This window comes from Maribacter algicola, from assembly GCF_003933245.1.
Classification (GTDB): domain Bacteria; phylum Bacteroidota; class Bacteroidia; order Flavobacteriales; family Flavobacteriaceae; genus Maribacter; species Maribacter algicola.
The window spans coordinates 111598-129772 of sequence record NZ_QUSX01000001.1; the positions used below are offsets into that span (position 1 = coordinate 111598).

Annotated in this window: 13 protein-coding genes and 1 tRNA gene; 5 read left to right on the forward strand and 9 right to left on the reverse strand. The window is 40.0% G+C overall.

Annotated elements, in window-relative coordinates; translation table 11 throughout:
• Positions 1–66: 66 nt before the first annotated feature.
• From DZC72_RS00460 to DZC72_RS00475, 4 genes are all read right to left on the reverse strand, one after another.
• Positions 67–1065, reverse strand: a complete 999-nt coding sequence (locus tag DZC72_RS00460) for an FAD:protein FMN transferase (protein ID WP_243641606.1) — start codon at positions 1063–1065, stop codon at positions 67–69.
• A gap of 170 nt (positions 1066–1235) precedes the next feature.
• Positions 1236–1679 carry a QcrA and Rieske domain-containing protein gene (locus DZC72_RS00465; RefSeq protein WP_125220981.1) on the reverse strand — a complete coding sequence of 148 codons (444 nt, stop codon included), beginning with the start codon at positions 1677–1679 and terminating at the stop codon, positions 1236–1238.
• A 48-nt stretch (positions 1680–1727) separates the two neighbouring features.
• A complete protein-coding gene (locus tag DZC72_RS00470) occupies positions 1728–2906 on the reverse strand; it encodes an AIR synthase related protein (RefSeq protein ID WP_125220982.1) in 1179 nt (392 codons plus the stop codon).
• Positions 2907–3000: 94 nt separating this feature from the next.
• Entirely contained in the window at positions 3001–5187 is a 2187-nt protein-coding gene (locus tag DZC72_RS00475) for a glutamine synthetase III family protein (RefSeq protein WP_125220983.1), read from the reverse strand.
• 190 nt (positions 5188–5377) lie between these two features.
• Between DZC72_RS00475 and DZC72_RS00480 the strand changes: the two genes are divergently transcribed.
• Complete coding sequence (locus tag DZC72_RS00480; protein ID WP_099545290.1) at positions 5378–6394, forward strand: glutamine synthetase beta-grasp domain-containing protein; 1017 nt, start codon at positions 5378–5380, stop codon at positions 6392–6394.
• Positions 6395–6450: 56 nt separating this feature from the next.
• Here DZC72_RS00480 and DZC72_RS00485 read toward each other — a convergent pair whose 3' ends face one another.
• Positions 6451–8034: a carboxypeptidase-like regulatory domain-containing protein gene (locus DZC72_RS00485; RefSeq protein ID WP_125220984.1), complete on the reverse strand. Its 1584-nt coding sequence runs from the start codon at positions 8032–8034 to the stop codon at positions 6451–6453.
• Positions 8035–8052: 18 nt separating this feature from the next.
• Positions 8053–8991 carry a calcium/sodium antiporter gene (locus DZC72_RS00490; RefSeq protein WP_125220985.1) on the reverse strand — a complete coding sequence of 313 codons (939 nt, stop codon included), beginning with the start codon at positions 8989–8991 and terminating at the stop codon, positions 8053–8055.
• A gap of 644 nt (positions 8992–9635) precedes the next feature.
• On the opposite strand from DZC72_RS00490, the gene DZC72_RS00495 reads away from it, so the two are divergent.
• A complete protein-coding gene (locus DZC72_RS00495) occupies positions 9636–10970 on the forward strand; it encodes a flotillin family protein (protein WP_125220986.1) in 1335 nt (444 codons plus the stop codon).
• A 52-nt stretch (positions 10971–11022) separates the two neighbouring features.
• Positions 11023–11196: an SsrA-binding protein gene (locus tag DZC72_RS17900; RefSeq protein ID WP_243641607.1), complete on the forward strand. Its 174-nt coding sequence runs from the start codon at positions 11023–11025 to the stop codon at positions 11194–11196.
• On the opposite strand, the gene DZC72_RS00505 is transcribed toward DZC72_RS17900, so the two are convergent.
• Complete coding sequence (locus DZC72_RS00505) at positions 11193–11705, reverse strand: adenine phosphoribosyltransferase (protein ID WP_125220988.1); 513 nt, start codon at positions 11703–11705, stop codon at positions 11193–11195. The genes DZC72_RS17900 and DZC72_RS00505 overlap by 4 nt on opposite strands.
• A 79-nt stretch (positions 11706–11784) precedes the next feature.
• On the opposite strand from DZC72_RS00505, the gene DZC72_RS00510 reads away from it, so the two are divergent.
• Positions 11785–11858 (forward strand) — tRNA-Arg (locus DZC72_RS00510).
• Positions 11859–13127: 1269 nt separating this feature from the next.
• Here the strand turns inward: DZC72_RS00510 and DZC72_RS00515 are convergent.
• The gene (locus DZC72_RS00515) at positions 13128–14765 is read right to left on the reverse strand and encodes a glycoside hydrolase family 28 protein (protein ID WP_243641608.1); all 1638 of its coding nucleotides are present in this window, start codon (positions 14763–14765) and stop codon (positions 13128–13130) included.
• Positions 14766–15066: 301 nt separating this feature from the next.
• On the opposite strand from DZC72_RS00515, the gene DZC72_RS00520 reads away from it, so the two are divergent.
• Positions 15067–17028, forward strand: a complete 1962-nt coding sequence (locus tag DZC72_RS00520; RefSeq protein ID WP_165869242.1) for a metallophosphoesterase family protein — start codon at positions 15067–15069, stop codon at positions 17026–17028.
• Between the two features lie 278 nt (positions 17029–17306).
• On the opposite strand, the gene DZC72_RS00525 is transcribed toward DZC72_RS00520, so the two are convergent.
• Positions 17307–18173, reverse strand: a complete 867-nt coding sequence (locus DZC72_RS00525; RefSeq protein WP_125220990.1) for an endonuclease/exonuclease/phosphatase family protein — start codon at positions 18171–18173, stop codon at positions 17307–17309.
• Between the last annotated feature and the right edge of the window lie 2 nt (positions 18174–18175).

Sequence of the window (18175 nt, forward strand, 5' to 3'; positions counted from 1 at the left end):
TTTTCGTTCACCGAAATCTTGCAAGAGTATAGTTATGGGAAAGGTACTGAATCAAAAATCTGAAAATCAATGAATTTCATCGAGTATCAAACCGGTACTTTTATGCATTGTGTTTTCAGAATCAACGATGATTACCTCCGTATCCCCCAGTTGGTTGACAAGTGCTAACCCCGCATTGGTCCCCATAACCATGATAGCCGTGGCCAAGGCATCGCAAAGTTCCGCATTTTTTGAAAAAACGGAAACACTTTGGATTTGTTCTCGAATAGGGTATCCCGTTCTTGGATCTAGGATATCCGTAAATTTTTGGTCATTTATCAGTACATACCTTTCTTTAATTCCAGAGGTTGCCACAGAGGACTCTACAATAGGGAGCCAAGAGAATACTTTTGCCCTATTGTTGGGATTTGCGATGCCCAACAACCATTTTTCACCGCTGGCCTTGGTGCCCCATGTAGTAAGATCACCAGAAGCATTGATCATTCCCGCTATTACCTTTTTCGATACCAATAGCTCCTTCGCCCTATCCACGGCATACCCTTTTCCTATGGCTCCAAACGATATCTTCATTCCGGGTTTTGGAAGAAAAACGGTCAACCTGTTTTCGTCCAATTGAATTGCATTGGAGTTGACCTTGGCAACCGCCTCCTTGATTTTTTGTTTCGCAGGCATTACGTTCATGGCTCCCGTAAATTCCCATAAGTTATCCAAAGCAGCATACGAAATATCAAAGGCACCATTTGTAATATCAGAAATTTGTTTGCATCGCTCTATTAACTTAAATAGCTCCAAACTTACCTTTACGGGCTTAATGCCAGCATTGCTATTGATAGCATGGGTTTCTGAGTTCTTGTCCCATGAAGAAATAAGCTTTTCAATTCTAGAAATCTCGCCAATGGCCTCTTGTATGTTGATATAGCCCAATTCCTCGTTAGTGGATACCACCGTAATCTCGAAGGGTCCGCCCATCATGGACACGGTCTGTTTTACGGTAACAAATTTCTTCTCCTGTCCCAATAAGGAGCAAATAGAGAAAAAGGTTAGTATGAAAACTCCCAACCTCAAGACTCCCAAATATTTGCAATTCCAAAATAATGGGTAATTCTAAAATAATTAGCCCAAATTTTGAAAATAGCGATTTTATCGGAAAACCAATTGTGGAGAAAATCCACTACCAAGGATGATATATGGCAAACTAAATTCAATAGGTAAAAGAATTGGGACAAAAATGTGGATTATTCGAAAACCCTTAAAATATCTCCATCAAGAGAGGTTTGGTATACTTTTAAAGGCCTAGTGGCCCTACCGCTTCCTGGATTTAGGTTATTGCCATTCTGGGCAAATTGCGACCCGTGTACATCACAATAAAAAATACCGCCGTTCTGGTTGACAAACCTCACTTCATCATAACCCTCATGACTACAGACCTGACTTGCGGCGACCAGCTCACCTTCCAAATTTCTCGCGATGACCACCAAATTCTTAAGAATAAAGCCTCCATTGGTAGCTAAATTCGATGCTTCGGCAGAAGATAAATCAACGGTAAAATCCACGTTGGTAGGCTCTTCAACGATATTCCCGTTTTCACCGTTATCCTTGGAGCAACTTCCCAAGCATGGGAATGTTATGGCAAAAGCCGCGCCAGCTCCCAAACTTTTTAAAAACTCCTTTCTTTGCATAGCCTAATATTTATTATACAAACGATCGTATCCAGCTATTCGTATGCCTTAGTACTCGAAGATTCCAAATTGACTTTTTATGGTCAGTTTTTTTGTGCGGGAAGCTTCTACCCTACCCACAATCTGGGCATCCACATTGAAACTTTTTGAGATGGAAATCAAATCATTTGCCGTTTCCCCATCTGTATATATTTCCAAGCGATGACCACAATTGAAAACTTGGTACATTTCCTTCCAGTCCGTACCGGATTGCTTCTGAATCAGTTTGAACAAAGGCGGGATTTCAAAAAGATTATCCTTTACAATATGAAGATTATCAATAAAATGAAGAATTTTAGTTTGAGCACCGCCACTACAGTGGACCATGCCATGTATCTCACTTTTCCCATACTTGGACAATATCCGTTTAACAATGGGTGCATACGTTCTTGTTGGGGATAACACCAATTTGCCGGCATCCAAGGGCGAACCATCTACGCTATCCGTTAGAGCTGCGTTTCCTGAATATACCAAGTCTTCCGGAACTTCGTTATCATAGCTTTCCGGGTATTTGTCGGCCAAATATTTACCAAAGACATCGTGCCGAGCAGAGGTAAGCCCGTTGCTGCCCATGCCTCCGTTGTACTCTTTTTCATAGGTAGCCCGCCCAAAAGAAGCCAGTCCAACGATTACATCTCCCTCTTGTATATTGGCATTGTCTATGACTTTAGACCTTTTAAGTCTGGCTGTCACAGTGGAATCCACGATTATGGTCCGCACCAAATCACCCACATCAGCAGTTTCGCCGCCCGTTGATTTGATGGTAATGCCGAACCCTTCCAATTCTTGGATCAATTCTTGAGACCCGTTTATGATGGCCGAAATGACCTCACCCGGTATTTTGTTCTTATTTCTGCCGATGGTGGAGGAAAGCATTATATTATCCGTAGCACCAACACAGATCAAATCATCGATGTTCATGATGAGCGCATCTTGGGCGATACCTTTCCAGACCGAGATATCTCCCGTTTCCTTCCAGTACATGTAGGCCAAGGAGGACTTGGTTCCGGCCCCATCCGCATGCATGACCAAACAGTAGTCCTCATCGCCTGTTAGGTAATCGGGTACAATTTTGCAAAAGGCCTTTGGGAACAGGCCCTTATCAATATTTTTAATGGCGTTATGTACATCTTCCTTAGACGCGGAAACGCCACGCTGATTATATCTTTCACTGTGGGATGAGGACATATTGGTAGAATTTGTGGCAAAAATAGGATAATTGAATTTAACACCAACCTATTTGGACCTTCATAAACACCCAATTAAAACACCAAAATTGGTATTACTTGATAAACAATAGTTCGCTGTATTTGGTCAAAGGCCATAACTGGTCCTCGATCAACTTTTCCAATTGATCGGCATGGTTTCGTATGGTATCGAAATAAGGCTTTACATCATTACAGTAAGCCTCGGCCATTTTGTAGCTATCCCTTATTTTATCGGCTTTGTTCTGTGCAAGAGTCAAGGTGTCGGTAGTCTTTTTCAACGCAGCAATATGCTGTCCTATTTCTTCGATCATAGAGAGCTGGGCCTCCGTAAAAGCTTTATGTGCAGCACCATAGATTTCCTTTAAACCAGTCACATTGGTAATCAATTTATTCTGATAGGCTATCGCCGATGGAATTACCGAATTGTACACCAAGTCCTTGTACATATGCCCCTCTATTTGCAAATGCATCACATAGGTTTCCAGTTCAACCTCCATGCGCGCCCCTAGCTCTACCTCGCTCATGACCTTCATCGACTTGAACAGGTCTATTGTATTTTTCGAGCCTAGCACGCGAAGGGCTTCAGGGGTATTTTTATTATTACTAAGCTTTCTCTTTTTAGCTTCATTTTCCCAATCCTTACTATACCCATCGCCATCAAACCGTATTCTTTTACAGGTCTTGATATACTCCCTCAATACATTGAAAATGGCTTCGTCCTTCTTAAGACCTTTTTTATCCAGTAAGATGTCCACTTCCTTTTTAAAATCCTTGAGCTGTTTCGCTACAATGGTATTCAGCACGGTCATGGGCTTGGCACAGTTGGTTTTGGATCCTACACCGCGCATCTCAAACTTGTTCCCTGTAAATGCAAATGGGGAAGTACGGTTACGATCTGTATTGTCCAGAAGGATTTCCGGAATCTTACCAACGACATTCAGTTTAAGCTCCGTTTTTTCCTCTGGCGAGAGCTTTCCCTGTGAAACCCCTTCCAATTCGTCCAGAACACTACTTAATTGCTTCCCGATAAAAATTGAAAAAATAGCTGGTGGAGCCTCATTGGCTCCCAATCGATGGTCATTACTGGCGGAAGCAATCGAGGACCTTAGTACCTCCTCATAGGTATCCACCGCCTTTATGGTATTTACAAAGAAGGTCAAGAACTGTAGGTTTTTCATTGGTGTGGAACCCGGACTCAATAAATTAACACCTGTATCCGTGGCCAAGGACCAATTATTGTGCTTTCCGGAACCGTTTACTCCCGCGAAGGGCTTTTCATGGAACAAAACTTTTAAATGATGTCTGTCCGCAATTTTATCCATAACATCCATCAACAACAAATTATGGTCCACTGCCAAATTGGCTTCCTCAAAAACCGGGGCCAGTTCAAATTGGTTGGGGGCTACTTCGTTGTGTCTAGTCTTCACGGGAATTCCTAGTTTGGTACACTCTTTCTCCAAATCGCTCATGAAACTGAGGACCCTACGGGGAATCACACCAAAATAATGGTCGTCCAACTGTTGTCCCTTGGCGGCCGCAACTCCCAATAATGTTCTTCCGGTAATAATAATATCGGGGCGGGAATACGCCAATGCCTTATCTATCAAAAAGTACTCCTGCTCCCAACCCAAAGTGGCATTTACTTTGGTGACGTTCTTATCAAAATACTTGGCCACGTTGGTGGCGGCCTCATCTACCGCGCTCAACGCCCTTAACAAAGGCGCCTTATTATCCAAGGCCTCCCCAGTATAGGAAACGAAAACGGTTGGAATACACAAGGTTGTTCCGTAAATAAATGCTGGTGAAGTTGGGTCCCAAGCGGTATACCCTCTGGCTTCAAAAGTATTCCTGATACCACCGCTAGGAAAACTGGAAGCATCTGGTTCCTGTTGTACCAGTTGTCCCCCACCGAACTTCTCCAAAGCCCTCCCGTCCAAGGTCAGATCGAAAAAGGCATCGTGCTTTTCCGCAGTACTTCCCGTCAACGGCTGAAACCAATGCGTATAATGAGTGGCTCCCATTGTGATTGCCCAACCTTTGATAGCCTCCGCGACTTGGTCCGCAATTTTACGGTCAATTTTGGATCCTGTAAGAACAGCGCCTTTCAAACTGTCATAAGCATCCTTTGTCAAATATTGCAGCATTTTGGACTCATTGAATACATTGAGCCCAAAAATATCGGAACGTCTTCCTTTTTCCTCTACTGAAATAGCTTCTCTTTTCAGGCTTTGGACAATGGCTTCAAATCTAGGTATGGACATAGCGTAACAAATTATTAATTCGGCAAAATTACGGTGATAAAATATTTATTTGACAAAATACCCAATTAAAATTGGGGGTATGATATAATTTATTGAATTCTTAGAGATTTACCCCCCAAAATATACTGAGATACCTGAAAAAAACATATTTTTGGTCGTCTTTTTAATATGTAATATAACTACCAAAATTATGAGCAAGATTAAATTAGAATACATTTGGTTAGATGGATACTACCCAACCCAAAACATGAGAAGCAAGACCAAAGTGGTTAACAAATTTGGCGGAAAATTGGAAGACTGTCCCATGTGGTCCTTTGATGGTAGTTCCACGAGACAGGCAGAAGGAGGATCTTCAGATTGTTTGTTGAAACCTGTAGCTTTGTTTCCAGACCCTGCAAGAAAAGACGGGTGGTTGGTAATGACGGAGGTATTAAATGCTGATGGCACACCACATGAATCCAACGGTAGGGCCACGATTGATGATGATGACAATGATTTTTGGTTTGGTTTTGAACAGGAATATTTTATAATGGATACCCATACACAATTGCCTTTAGGATTTCCTATTGGGGGTTACCCAGCGCCTCAGGGCCTATATTATTGCTCCGTTGGAGGAAAGAACACACATGGAAGGGATATTGTAGAGGAGCACGCCGATTTATGTATCGCTGCCGGAATTAATTTTGAAGGAATTAACCAAGAGGTAGCATGTGGACAGTGGGAATTTCAGTTGTTCGCCAAAGGTGCAAAAAAGGCGGGTGATGAACTTTGGGTGGCTCGTTATTTATTAGATCGTCTTACAGAATCCTATGGATACTACATTGAGTATCACCCAAAACCATTAGGTAAGGACATGGATTGGAACGGTTCTGGTATGCACGCAAACTTCTCCAACACAACTTTAAGAACTGCCGGTTCAAAAGAAGTTTACGAAAAAATATGTGAAGCCTTTAGACCTGTTGTCAAAGAGCATATTGAAGTGTACGGCGAGTTTAATGATCAGCGTTTGACCGGTAAGCACGAAACCGCTTCCATCAACGATTTCAGTTATGGTATTTCTGACCGTGGCGCTTCTATCCGTATTCCTATTGCAACCGTGGAAAGCGGTTGGAAAGGATGGTTGGAAGATAGAAGACCAGCTTCAAACGGTGATCCATATAAAATTGCCGGAAGAATCGTTAAAACCGTAAAGTCTGCCAAAGTATAATTTGACCTAAATTAATTGTTGAAATAAAAAGGCCTTGGAAAAATCCAAGGCCTTTTTTAATTTTTGAGGTTTGGAAGCGGGGTGTTCATCCAGTAGTCACTAAAATTATCAGGCTTGGAGATTGGCTGCCCAGTAAAAATCGGTTTTCTTTTATCCATAAATAGATTATCCTTGGAAATCCCCGTAGGCTCTAAGAGAAGTTCTTGCACAAAAAATTCCCTGAACTGGCTCCTATTTTCGTATTCAATCTCATTTACAACATTTCCATTCACATCCTTTATCCCCTTTACCTCAAATTGTAAATCTTCAACATTAATTTTTTCCTTTTTTATTAATTCAATCATCTCATTTATTAAATCCCTATTCCCCTTTCTTTCAATATTTGGTTTCAAGGAAACCTCATTATCAACAATTAGGATTGATTCAAATTTTAGTTTTTTGCCTTGAAATCGAATATTATAACGGGATGACATACCTCCTGAATTTACGTCCAAATTATTATTGAACACCAAGACAAATTGTTTTTTATTGGGGTTAAAAATTCCCTCCAAAAATTGAAACCTGGGAGGTTTTAACAGTTTGAATGAATTGTTCATTGAATGATAGTTTAAGTACATCTTACCATTAATTTGTTCGTATTCAATTCTAGTTTCGAATATTAGCCTGTTTCCTCCATCTTTTTCTTTCAATTTTTCAAAAACCAAATAGTCAAACCCCAATATGGCAAAATCATCTTGGGTAATGTACAAGTCTCCTTTTACTACCACCTTTGTATTACTGTATGCTACAGAAATGTGATAGACATATGATTCATCCAAAATGACATCTTCTTCTCTAGAAAAAGTATGATTTCTTGTAAAATCACTTTGCAAATTATTCACAAAATCAAATGAGTTTATTTTATAATTCCTAATAGGGTCGTGAATTCTTAAAATATTCAATTCATTACCTCCATAACTATTCAAAACAGCCTTAGAGATTGTTTTTGTATATCCTTTGTAATCGTATGGCTTTAAAGCTATAGAGTCTATTGGAAAGTCTTTGTTTTGGCGATAGTCAATAATGCTAACTTTAGAAGCCTCATAGTCAATGGTATTGAGGCCTTGGTCAAATATTTGGAGCAGTGCCTCGTTTAAATTGGTATAATCTCCATCCTTAATTTGATAATCCCTATAATAACCAATATAAGTATATGGGTTTTGGGGTAGGTTCAATGGCAGGTTCTCGATTGCCTTATAGACAATCTCCCTCGCCGTTAATTTATAATATCTTTCCTTGGTTCTTCTTTTCTTGCTAACTGTCACCTCCTCTAGCTCCAAGATTGCCGGTTTCATATTTAATACCAGAACGGTTTCGGTATTAAAAACTACTAGGGGCACCTCCAAAGATTCGTATCCCATAGAAGAAATCTCCAGTACCTCACCTTCCAGTTTATATTTTTGGGGAATCTGAAATCCACCATCCGTATTTGTGATAACCCCAAGAGCCTTATCTTTGATACGAACAGTAGCGAATACGACTGGCTGACCTGATTCCAAGTCCAAAACCCTTCCCCTTAGAAAATCATTTTCCTGCGCCCAACAAACATTGGCTACTAGAAGCAAGAAAAGCTGGGCAATACCTTTAGAAGCTCTTTTCATAATTAATGGTATTACAACTTAGCGTAATGTAAAATACACAAAAGTCACGTAAATTCCCACAAGAATTAGACCGTCTCGCCAGCCTAAACGCAGTCCTTTGGGGAAAAATACCAAGGGAAGTATCAAAAAGGAGACTCCCAACATCCAAAAAATATCGTTGCTCAGCAGACCGGTATCAACCACATGAATTGGGGACACTATTGCCGTTATACCCAGTACCGCCAAAAGATTGAAAATATTTGAGCCAATTAGGTTACCCAACGAAATCGCCTTTTCCTTTTTTATTACCGCGATTACGGAAGCCGCCAACTCGGGTACGCTTGTTCCCACTGAAACAACCGTAATACCTATGACCCTGTCACTCACCCCAAAGGAGGAAGCCAAACCAACGGCCCCATTTATTAGCAGCTCAGATCCTCCCCAAAGCGCAACGCCTCCCAATCCCAGAAAAAGCACTGTCTTATAAAGCGGCAATGGTACATCATCTTCGGGCATTTCATCCACAACGGCCGTTTTTTGGAAACGTAGGAGGTATACCAGAAAAAAGAACAGAAAAGAGACCATAATTATTCCTTCTACCCTGCTCAAGTTGCCATCAAAATAGATAAAGCCAAAAAACAATACCGAAGCTAGCATCATTACAGGCCAGTCCGTAGTGTAAAAACTTTTTCGCACGTCAATACTTCCCAAAATAACCGTGATTCCCAGTACCAAACCTAGATTGGCAATATTTGATCCCACTACGTTCCCCAAGGCCAAATCAGGAAAGCCATCCAAGGCAGCCTTTATACTTACAATAAGTTCCGGTGCCGAAGTAGCAAAGGATACCACCGTCATACCTATTACAATTTTTGGTATGGCCAACCTCAACGAAATGGCTACGGCCGACTTCAACAACCAATTCCCTCCGGCGATCAACAATACAAGTCCTATTAAAACAAAAAGTACATTTTGCATATAATGCGTTTACCCACAAATATAAATGAAGCCCCAAGATTTCAAAGCAATAGTTATCAATACCCAATCGCAGATAAAATGGAGGTAATAAAATTACCGTTGGGTGAATTTACCATGAATGGTCGCTTGCGAATGAAAATTACTACGAGCATCGGGCATTTGAAATAAATATGACAAACCGAACTTTTAATGATTCCGATGCGGTTTAACAAACCTTCCCAAAAAAGAGAAGTTTCCTCTCAAGTAAACCATTATTCATTCGGTAAAAAAAATGAAATCAAAGAAAATCGAAGAAATTTTGATGAAATGCCCCTACAACTTTTGGAAACCTCTCATTTTATCGCTACAAAAATTAAAGAATATAGCTAAATAAGCGTATTTAAATTACATTTTATTACACTATTGTAGAAATATTTCCAAATATTAAAACATATATAATTATTTCACTTACATACTTGTATTCAAATGTATCGATTTAACTAAAATTTTTTGGATGGAACCGAAACTCCATTATATATTATTCGAATAATCGATTATAAACAACATTTGTATAACCTAAAACTATTAAGATGATCACTATTATAAAGCTCATATTGTATTTCATTATTAGCATTATTGCACACAACCTTTAAACTTGAAAAACCATGTTAACATATATAGGAATTTTAATTATTGTAATTGGACTTTTAAGCCTTTTGACCAAACCGATTATGGGAACGACCAAGTTCACATCTTGGGCGACACCAAAACGTAGTCTACAGATTGTATTGTTGGGATTGGCGCTTAGCATCCTGACCGGTGCCTTCTTTTATGCCGAACCCGGAACGGCCTATGCCGTGCAATATCCTTGGGGAGGCCAAAAGGCTGTCTTTAGACAGGGCATCCATACCAAAATGTGGGGCCGATTGATACCTATTCAGTTTGAACTTCCCATCAAATATGTAATCCCAAATTCAAATGGGGAACTAGGGGAGCAAAGCGAATATGCCAATGTAGATGATGCCAAATATTGGGCCTTTAGCGATGCCGTTAAAGCCAGAATCGCAACTTCGGTGGTAATTGGTATCAATACCGATGATGAAAATCAGTTTTTATCGGTAGCCGATAGGAACAAAACCGAGCAGAATATGATCCGGTCGCGCATCATTCCTAATATTGACCAGTCCATAAAGAATACCTGCAAGCTCATGGATGCCCAGGATTATATCTCTGGACAGGCATCAGACTTTGACCGATACTTCAAGGACCAACTGGAAAACGGCATGTACGTCCTGGAAGAGTATTCCGAAAACCAAAATAGGGAAATCATTGGGGACAGTAGTACCGTACGCACCGTAATGAACAAGGAATCCAAACAAAAGCGTTTTAGGATTCAGCTAAGGAACGGCGAACCGGTACGTGAAAAGGGAAATTCCCTAAAGGCCTATGGACTTAGCGTTATACAGGCCGTAGTTACGGAAATCGACTGGGAGGAAACTTTTGATAACCGCTTACAGCTACAGAAGGAAGAGGTGGCACAGACCCAACTGGAAAAGCAACAAGCGGAGCGCGAATTCTATCGTGCCCAAAAGGAGAAAGCCCGGGGCGAGGCCGATAAGGCCGTTGAAAGGGCCCGGTTGGAAAAGGAACAGATTCAAAAAACCATTGCAGCGGAAACCGAAGCCAAAGTGGCCGAATTCAACCTAACCAAGGAAAAAAAGCAGTACGAGGTGGAAAAATTCAAGGCCTTGAGCAAAAAGGTTGCGGCGGATGCGGAATCCTACAAAAACGCCAAATTGGTTTCTGCGGGCCTTACCCCCCAGGAACGTGCGGAATGGGAATATAAAACATCCGTTCACGTAGCACGTGAACTTAAAGACCTAAGTCTCCCCGAGATTTTTATTGAAGGGAGTACAAGCAAGACCAATGACGGTAATTTATTGCAGTCCCTCATTGGGGCCGACTTGGCCAAAAAAATGATGGATAGCAAAAAGGAATAACATCCACCAACTTTCAAAGATTGCGGCCTAAAACCGCAATCTTTTTTTATGTATGTTTGTTAAAACCATCATTTTGAAACAAAGCTTCTTTACATTGTTGGCCAAATTGAATAAAGCCCTACTTCCCTCTTATTCAAAAAAACAACTGGATTTGTCCAAAGCCAACAAGTTCCAACTTGCCATCATTGGATGGAGGTACTTTGTGACAACCCGCGCTTTGGATTAATAAGTAATCAAGGATTTCACTTCTAATGGTTTAATTTTTTCCCTTCCGTTGAGAAAAGAGAGTTCAACCAAAAAATTACATTGCACGATGATAGCTCCCAATTTTTCTACCAATTTGGTAGTTGCCAAAGCGGTCCCACCTGTCGCTAAAACATCATCGTGTATTAAAACCCTATCTCCTTTGGATATACCGTCTACATGGATCTCCAAGGTATCTTTAGCGTACTCCAAGTCGTAAGTTTCTCTTAAAGTTTTATAAGGTAATTTTCCGGGTTTCCTAACAGGTACAAATCCGGCTTCCAATCGGTCTGCTAGCATAGGTCCAAAAATGAAACCCCTACTTTCCATACCAACAACTTTATCTATACTCCCCTTTTTAAGGTTTTCAATGAGGGCATCGGCAGCACTTGTTAAGGCCTTATAATCCTGTAATAAAGGAGTTATATCTTTAAACAAGATTCCCTGTTTAGGGAAATCCGGCACATCCCTAATGTAGCTTTTAAAATCCATGTATTATAAAGAGTCTTAATTTTGTGGTAAATGTAAAAAGAAATATATTTGCACCCCGCTTCAGGGAAAAGTGAAATATGGCCTCGTGGCGCAACTGAATAGCGCATCTGATTACGGCTCAGAAGGTTACAGGTTTGAATCCTGTCGAGGTCACGAATAAATCGAAAGCAAGCTAAAACAAATAGCTTGCTTTTTTGTTTTAGTGAGGTTTTGATTTTCAAAGCGGAGCTTTGTCTGGAAAACCGAAGGTAATCCTGTCGAGGTCACTAAACGGGATTTTTCACAAATTGAGTGGAAATTCCCGTTTTTTATTTCCTCCAAATTACCTGAAAACGAAAAGATTGCGTTAAAAATTTCATTGACCCGAAAAGTTTAAACTAGCTCCTTTTTGAAGTCGTGCATTAGATTGAGTTAATGTCTGTTTTGTAAGATTTCTTGGTTTTCAAATCACCTAATTTCCACAAAGACGGCAGGTTACAAAGATAACGAAGAGCCAGTATTACTCATTCTTTAGGGTTTGAGCATATTTGTCGACGTTCTCCAATTTCATTTCCACTTCCCTTTGTTTGGCCTTATATTCTTAGATCAATAACGGGTTTTCGTCTATTACCACTTGAATTTCATCAATTAAGGTGTCACAGGTCATGGGGTTGAAATTCTCATCACCTATTTTAAAACTACCCTGTAGATTTAACATTTTATATGGGTCTTTTTAATTGCCTCTCGTTAAATTGAACAGTTTTAGTCAAAGAAAACGGGCGAACACATGTTCAATTTAAAAAAGGATCTGCCTTCAATATGGCCAAAGCATTCAAAACCTCAGATTGTATTTGCTATAAAACGGTTGGAGTAGGGTATTCCTATCCAAGAAATGTTCGGTAAAATGGGTATCGGTGAGGAAACATTTTTTGATTGGAAGAAAAAACAAGATAGACCTGGTATCTTGGAACTGCCTAAGTTAAATAATACAAAGTCGGAATAAATCTGAACAAGTTAGAACCAGACATCTCTAAGCAAAAAAACCTTTCGACAATACATTTATAGATAGCCCCAAGGTTTCATACGGTGACGAACGAATACCAAATGGAACCTTTAACGTGTAGACGATTAGGAAAATCGAAATATGGAGCGCTTTCCACAACAGCCCCATACTACACATTTCATTGGAAAAAAATTTATGGAATAATCGAAATCAGTCTAAATCCCTAATTAAGACCTGCCTCATTAATGACAGGTCGTAAGGACTTGGCTGAGAGAATAACCATATTAATCGATATATTCACTTAAAATTGAAAACCAAAAAAATAACCCTAAACTGAATCGTTGTTTTAATCTGATTACTTGCGGCCTATATTTATCTTATACCTCAATTTGAAACGCGTTTCAACTTCGACCGAAATATTGAAAAAACATTTTATGACCTTACCGATCTATATAATCTGATATCGCTTTTAATTCGCTGTCCAATGCCACATCCTTCGTTCTGTAGAGAATAATTTCGTTCTTTGAAGAAGTCTTAAGTTCCACATTCTCCAATTTTAAAATCTCAACATCATCAAATATAAAGGCAGGCCTATAGTCCTTATCATCCAAAACCAAATTGATGTCCTTAAAAGAAATTCCTTTGACATGACGTACATAAAAAGCCCAAGAGGGCAACTCCCCAAACATATGGAATTCTGGGTAGTCCTTTTCCTTTTCCGGCACTTGATATAATCTACTCAGGGGTACATAGGCCATACCTTTTGAAGCTCTTCCAGGATAGGTGATTTCAATCCGTTCCAAGCGCACATTTTCAACCTTGTTACTGGTAAGGCCTGTTATGGAAGATGGAAAGGTATTATGAAAAAAGTCTACTTCAGGTCCGCGCATATCATAGTCAATATCCGGTCTGCCAAATGGCACCTGAACTTTCATGTCTGTAATCAAAATGTTTTTAACAGTGCCGGGACGTTCCCCGTCCCTATGTCCCAAACGAATGAATATGGCATTGCCCGTATTCCGGGCTTCTATATTTCGTACGGTTATGTTTTCAATATCACCCCCATCCACAGCCTCCAAGGCAATGGCAGAACGAAAGGTATCATAGATTTTTATATTTTCAATGGTTACGTTCTTAAAGCCACCATACGAAGCTGTACCAAATTTTATGGCACTGGCACTAGAGCGAATAGTACAGTCCGAAATATGGATATTGTCATTGAAATAACCGGGATAGTACGATTTCAAACAAATGCCGTCATCAGCCGAGTTTACATCACAACCAGTGATGCTCACATTCTTGGAATCGGTTATATCTATTCCGTCATTGTTCCAATAGGCCCTGTTCAAGATTTTGAGATTGTTTAGTGCCAAATCATCGCACAATTCAAACGTTAGCCCCCAACAGGCACCGTTCATAATTTCCAAATCTGCTACAAGCACTTCGTTACAACTTGAAAAATTGAACAATTTGGGCCTTACGGTTTCATTGGGCCGCATTCTACGATAATTGTATTTAGGGTCAATTTGTATTTTAGCATGGTGCAAACTATCTATATTGAGGGCCAAGGCTCTACCTTGACCGTCAATTGTTCCTTTCCCCGTTACAGAAATATTGTTCGCTTTAAAAGCCAGAATCAAGGCCAATAAAGAGTTGTCATCAGCCTTTGGGGACAAAGGTTTTCCCGGCGTATCCAATACCTTGTAATCATTAGGGTCTGTACTGCCCAAAAGCACCGCACCTTCTTCCAAATAAAGGTGTACTTTACTTTTTAATTCAAGGCTTCCGGTAAGGTAGGTTCCTTTTGGAACAATAACCTTTCCCCCATTTTTGCCCATATGGGCCGCATCAATAGCACGCTGTATGGCCATGGTATTTAAAGTATTTCCATTGCCCTTGGCCCCATAGTCCTTGATATTATGGATATCCCTGCTCTTGAAATTCTGTGTATAGCCTAGTTGATAAAAACATAGAACATAAAGAAAAATCATTCTTATAACCTGTTGGGGTATGTTTAGATTTTTTATTTGGGACAATCCCCTTTTTAATTCCTTTCCGGTTTCTAAGGTTGTTTTCATAAAGCACTATTTTTTTAATGGCACTTGATCAAATAACATCATGGCCTCTGTGGTCTCCATTTTATATCCCTGTAAATAAAGGTCCTTCCTTGGAAAAATTCGCGATATCCCTTTTTGGGGATAACGTCCCTATTGAACCTTTCCTTGACCTAACTGGCCAATATTCACCCAAAGATGCTTAAAAACGGGGTAACTTAAGGTACCATTAATGCAAACCTTTGCAATACTTTGGAAGCGTAGCGGTATCATTTATGTTACTTTTATGAAATAGGAGGAGGAAATCAACCTATCAGAATATACGGTGAACTTTTTTAAGAATAATATTGGTTCCATACTGTTTGTGCTAGGTGCACTAGGTTCGTCTTGCACGATAAACAGGGAACTGATTAATAAAGAAACACAAATAGCCGTTATTGCCGATGCACATCTACAAAACGTCTATGGCGAACTGGAGGATAATGAGTACAGTGGGGTGGCAAATCCTAAAAATGGCAAATACACCTTTATTAGGACCATGCAGTCTCAATTACAATCTACTAGGATTTTCAATGAGAATTATTTCGCTTTTCTGGCCGCGTTGGACGACATCGTAGCTCGAAATATTAAATACGTCTTACTTCCGGGTGATTTTTCCGATGATGGCCAGCCCTTGCATATAAGGGGATTTAAAAAAATTTTGGACAAATATACCCAGGAATATGGCCTTACCTTTTTACTGATTACAGGGAATCATGATGTTGTCTATCCTTATGACCATGAAGACGGAAAAAGAGACTTTCTGGGTCAGGGTGGAAAACCACAAACCATTGCCTCTACCGCTGGTTTTATGGAAAACGGTGCGCCTGGGGAACTGCCCATAGTCATCTCCAAAGACCTCCAAAATTTGGGCTATGGGAAAATAACTCGTCTTTTAAAGGATCATGGCTTTTTTCCAAAAAAGGAATACCACTACTGGGCCACCCCATTTTCTAAGTATTCTTATGAAGATTACACCTTCAATGCCGCAAAAGCAGAGGCCACACTTGAACAAAGAAGCTATAGAATCCCCCACAACAGCACAGCCTTGCCTGATGTTAGTTATGTAGTGGAGCCCGTAGAAGGTATTTGGCTACTTGCGCTGGATGCCAATACCTACCTCCAAAAAGAAATGCCTAATACCGATAGTGTTGATCAAATCGAATATAAAAATAACGGCCAAGGTCTGGACAATCTCCTTACACACAAAAAATATCTTGTGGAATGGATTGAAAAGTTGACTATCTCAGCCAAAAAATATAATAAAACCTTAATTGCCTTTAGCCATTACCCTATGTCCGACTTTAATAATGGTGCTACCCAACATATTAACAACCTATTGGTTGGCAGTAAGATGCAAATTAAAAGAATTCCTAACCCTAAACTGGCCACCACTCTTGCAGATGCAGGGCTGCGACTACATTTGGGAGGGCACATGCACCTAAATGATACAGGTATTAGTACCTCCAAAAAAGGCAATATCCTCGTTAACATACAAACCCCATCCTTGGCTGCTTATATGCCCGCTTACAAAATACTTACAATGGTTAACCCGGATAAAATACAGGTAAAAACAGTGGTGATTGATTCCGTACCCCGATACAATGAATTTTTTGATCTTTATAAGAAAGAATACCAACGATTGATGACCACGGGGGACAGTACCATCTGGAACAAGGACGTTTTAGAATCCACAAGCTATAAAGACCTAATGAACTGGCACTTGAAGGAACTTGTAAGGTTGCGTTTCCTACCTTCGGAATGGCATTCCGACTTTGCCAAATTTATTATGGACCTTTCCGGCAAGGAATTGTTGTTTCTTTCTCAATCAAAAAGTCAAAACGCACTGGATGAACAATTGAATAACCTTAGAGATGGCAAGCTAAGTTTTGAGTCGCTTTATTTAGATGAATCTATAAGCCATAAGATAGGACCAGAAGTACTTGAGCTTTACAACGCCTGGTCTGGAGGGGATTTGATTTTTGACCTATATCGCCTCAGGAGTGCAGATCAGCTTGCCTTTAAAGATATAGGTGAAGCAAGGTTGAAGCAATATGATTTTCTCATTCAATCCTTTCTATCCAACAACAGTGGCCAAAAGAACAATGACCTTTTAAAAAAGAGGATATTGGACCTTATGAGAGTTTTACAAAATTTCATGACAGGTGAACCATCTGTTGATTTTGAGCTACATATGAAAACCGGAAAAATAAAGCCCTTGAATGAAAAAGGCATACCACTACATTAAAGCTACGAAGAAGAATACACTAAAGGGCTACCTCTTCTTACTTCACTCTTGACACCTATGGCATAACTATTTTTTATCTAGACAAAACTCCATACGAAGTTATTATTTAATTACCATGCACCTAGATTGGAGTAGCTCTTATTGTTAATCAGTGGCCTCTCCACTATTTGGAAAAAAACCATTTCAAGATGTATTTGGGAGCAAGAGAGGTTGTGTTTGGCCCCAAACAAAAAAAGTAATATGCTAATTATGGGCCATGAAAAGTAAAAAAAATGATACTATAGCTGTAATTGGGCAAAGACCGGACAGTGGTCGGATAAGTACAAATTGTTTAGCATTTCCGCAAAAACCGCATAGCGGTGGATTTCGGCTATATTTTTAACAAAAATATAGTCAATAACTTCCCTATCTTCAAAAGGTCTATCGTCAAAACCACAGCTCGTCCAATCCGGTCCATAAGCAAGTGTAGCCAGTGTCCTTGTGTTGCGCAAAGTATTTTTCCCATCTTCTTTAAGTAACGTCTGAATACCCTGGGAGTTTGGAGTCAGGTTAAAATCGCCAGTTAAGATTAGAGGAAGGTCGCCACCCAACTCCATAGCCTTTTGTTTCAACAGCTTTGCGCTCTCTATCCTGGCAAGATTACCCCTATGGTCAAAATGGGTATTCATGAATATAAATTTCTTTCGGGTCTTCTTATCCAAAAAAATGGCCCAAGTAGCAATTCGTTCCAAATCGGCATCCCACCCCTTACTTACTTTATTGGGTGTCTCACTTAGCCAGAAGGTACCACTTTGCAAGGTCTTAAGCCTATTTTTTCGATAGAAGATGGGAGCGTATTCGCCCTTAGTGGCCCCGTCTTCACGACCCACGCCAATAGTTTCATATTCTGAAAGGTTTTGTTTAAGGAAATTCAGTTGGCCTACCAATACTTCCTGCATGCCAATGATGTCCAAATCATAAAAATTGATCATTCGCACAATATTGTCCTTCCTGTAGTGCCAATTTTGTGGCCCATCTTCCGGATTGTCATATCGTATATTAAATGACATGGCATTGATTACCTTTTTACTTTGAGCAAAAGACGTACTACTGGAAAAGGCTATCAACACGGACAACCATGTCCAAACCAGGTTTTTAGGCATCATTT

Coding starts and splice junctions, on each gene's coding strand:
- DZC72_RS00470 (WP_125220982.1), bottom strand. CDS start 2,906: ATGTCCTCATCCCACAGTGAAAGATATAATCAGCGTGGCGTTTCCGCG.
- DZC72_RS00485 (WP_125220984.1), bottom strand. CDS start 8,034: ATGAAAAGAGCTTCTAAAGGTATTGCCCAGCTTTTCTTGCTTCTAGTA.
- DZC72_RS00515 (WP_243641608.1), bottom strand. CDS start 14,765: ATGAAAACAACCTTAGAAACCGGAAAGGAATTAAAAAGGGGATTGTCC.
- DZC72_RS00480 (WP_099545290.1), top strand. CDS start 5,378: ATGAGCAAGATTAAATTAGAATACATTTGGTTAGATGGATACTACCCA.
- DZC72_RS00475 (WP_125220983.1), bottom strand. CDS start 5,187: ATGTCCATACCTAGATTTGAAGCCATTGTCCAAAGCCTGAAAAGAGAA.
- DZC72_RS00505 (WP_125220988.1), bottom strand. CDS start 11,705: ATGGATTTTAAAAGCTACATTAGGGATGTGCCGGATTTCCCTAAACAG.
- DZC72_RS00490 (WP_125220985.1), bottom strand. CDS start 8,991: ATGCAAAATGTACTTTTTGTTTTAATAGGACTTGTATTGTTGATCGCC.
- DZC72_RS00465 (WP_125220981.1), bottom strand. CDS start 1,679: ATGCAAAGAAAGGAGTTTTTAAAAAGTTTGGGAGCTGGCGCGGCTTTT.
- DZC72_RS17900 (WP_243641607.1), top strand. CDS start 11,023: ATGTTTGTTAAAACCATCATTTTGAAACAAAGCTTCTTTACATTGTTG.
- DZC72_RS00525 (WP_125220990.1), bottom strand. CDS start 18,173: ATGATGCCTAAAAACCTGGTTTGGACATGGTTGTCCGTGTTGATAGCC.
- DZC72_RS00495 (WP_125220986.1), top strand. CDS start 9,636: ATGTTAACATATATAGGAATTTTAATTATTGTAATTGGACTTTTAAGC.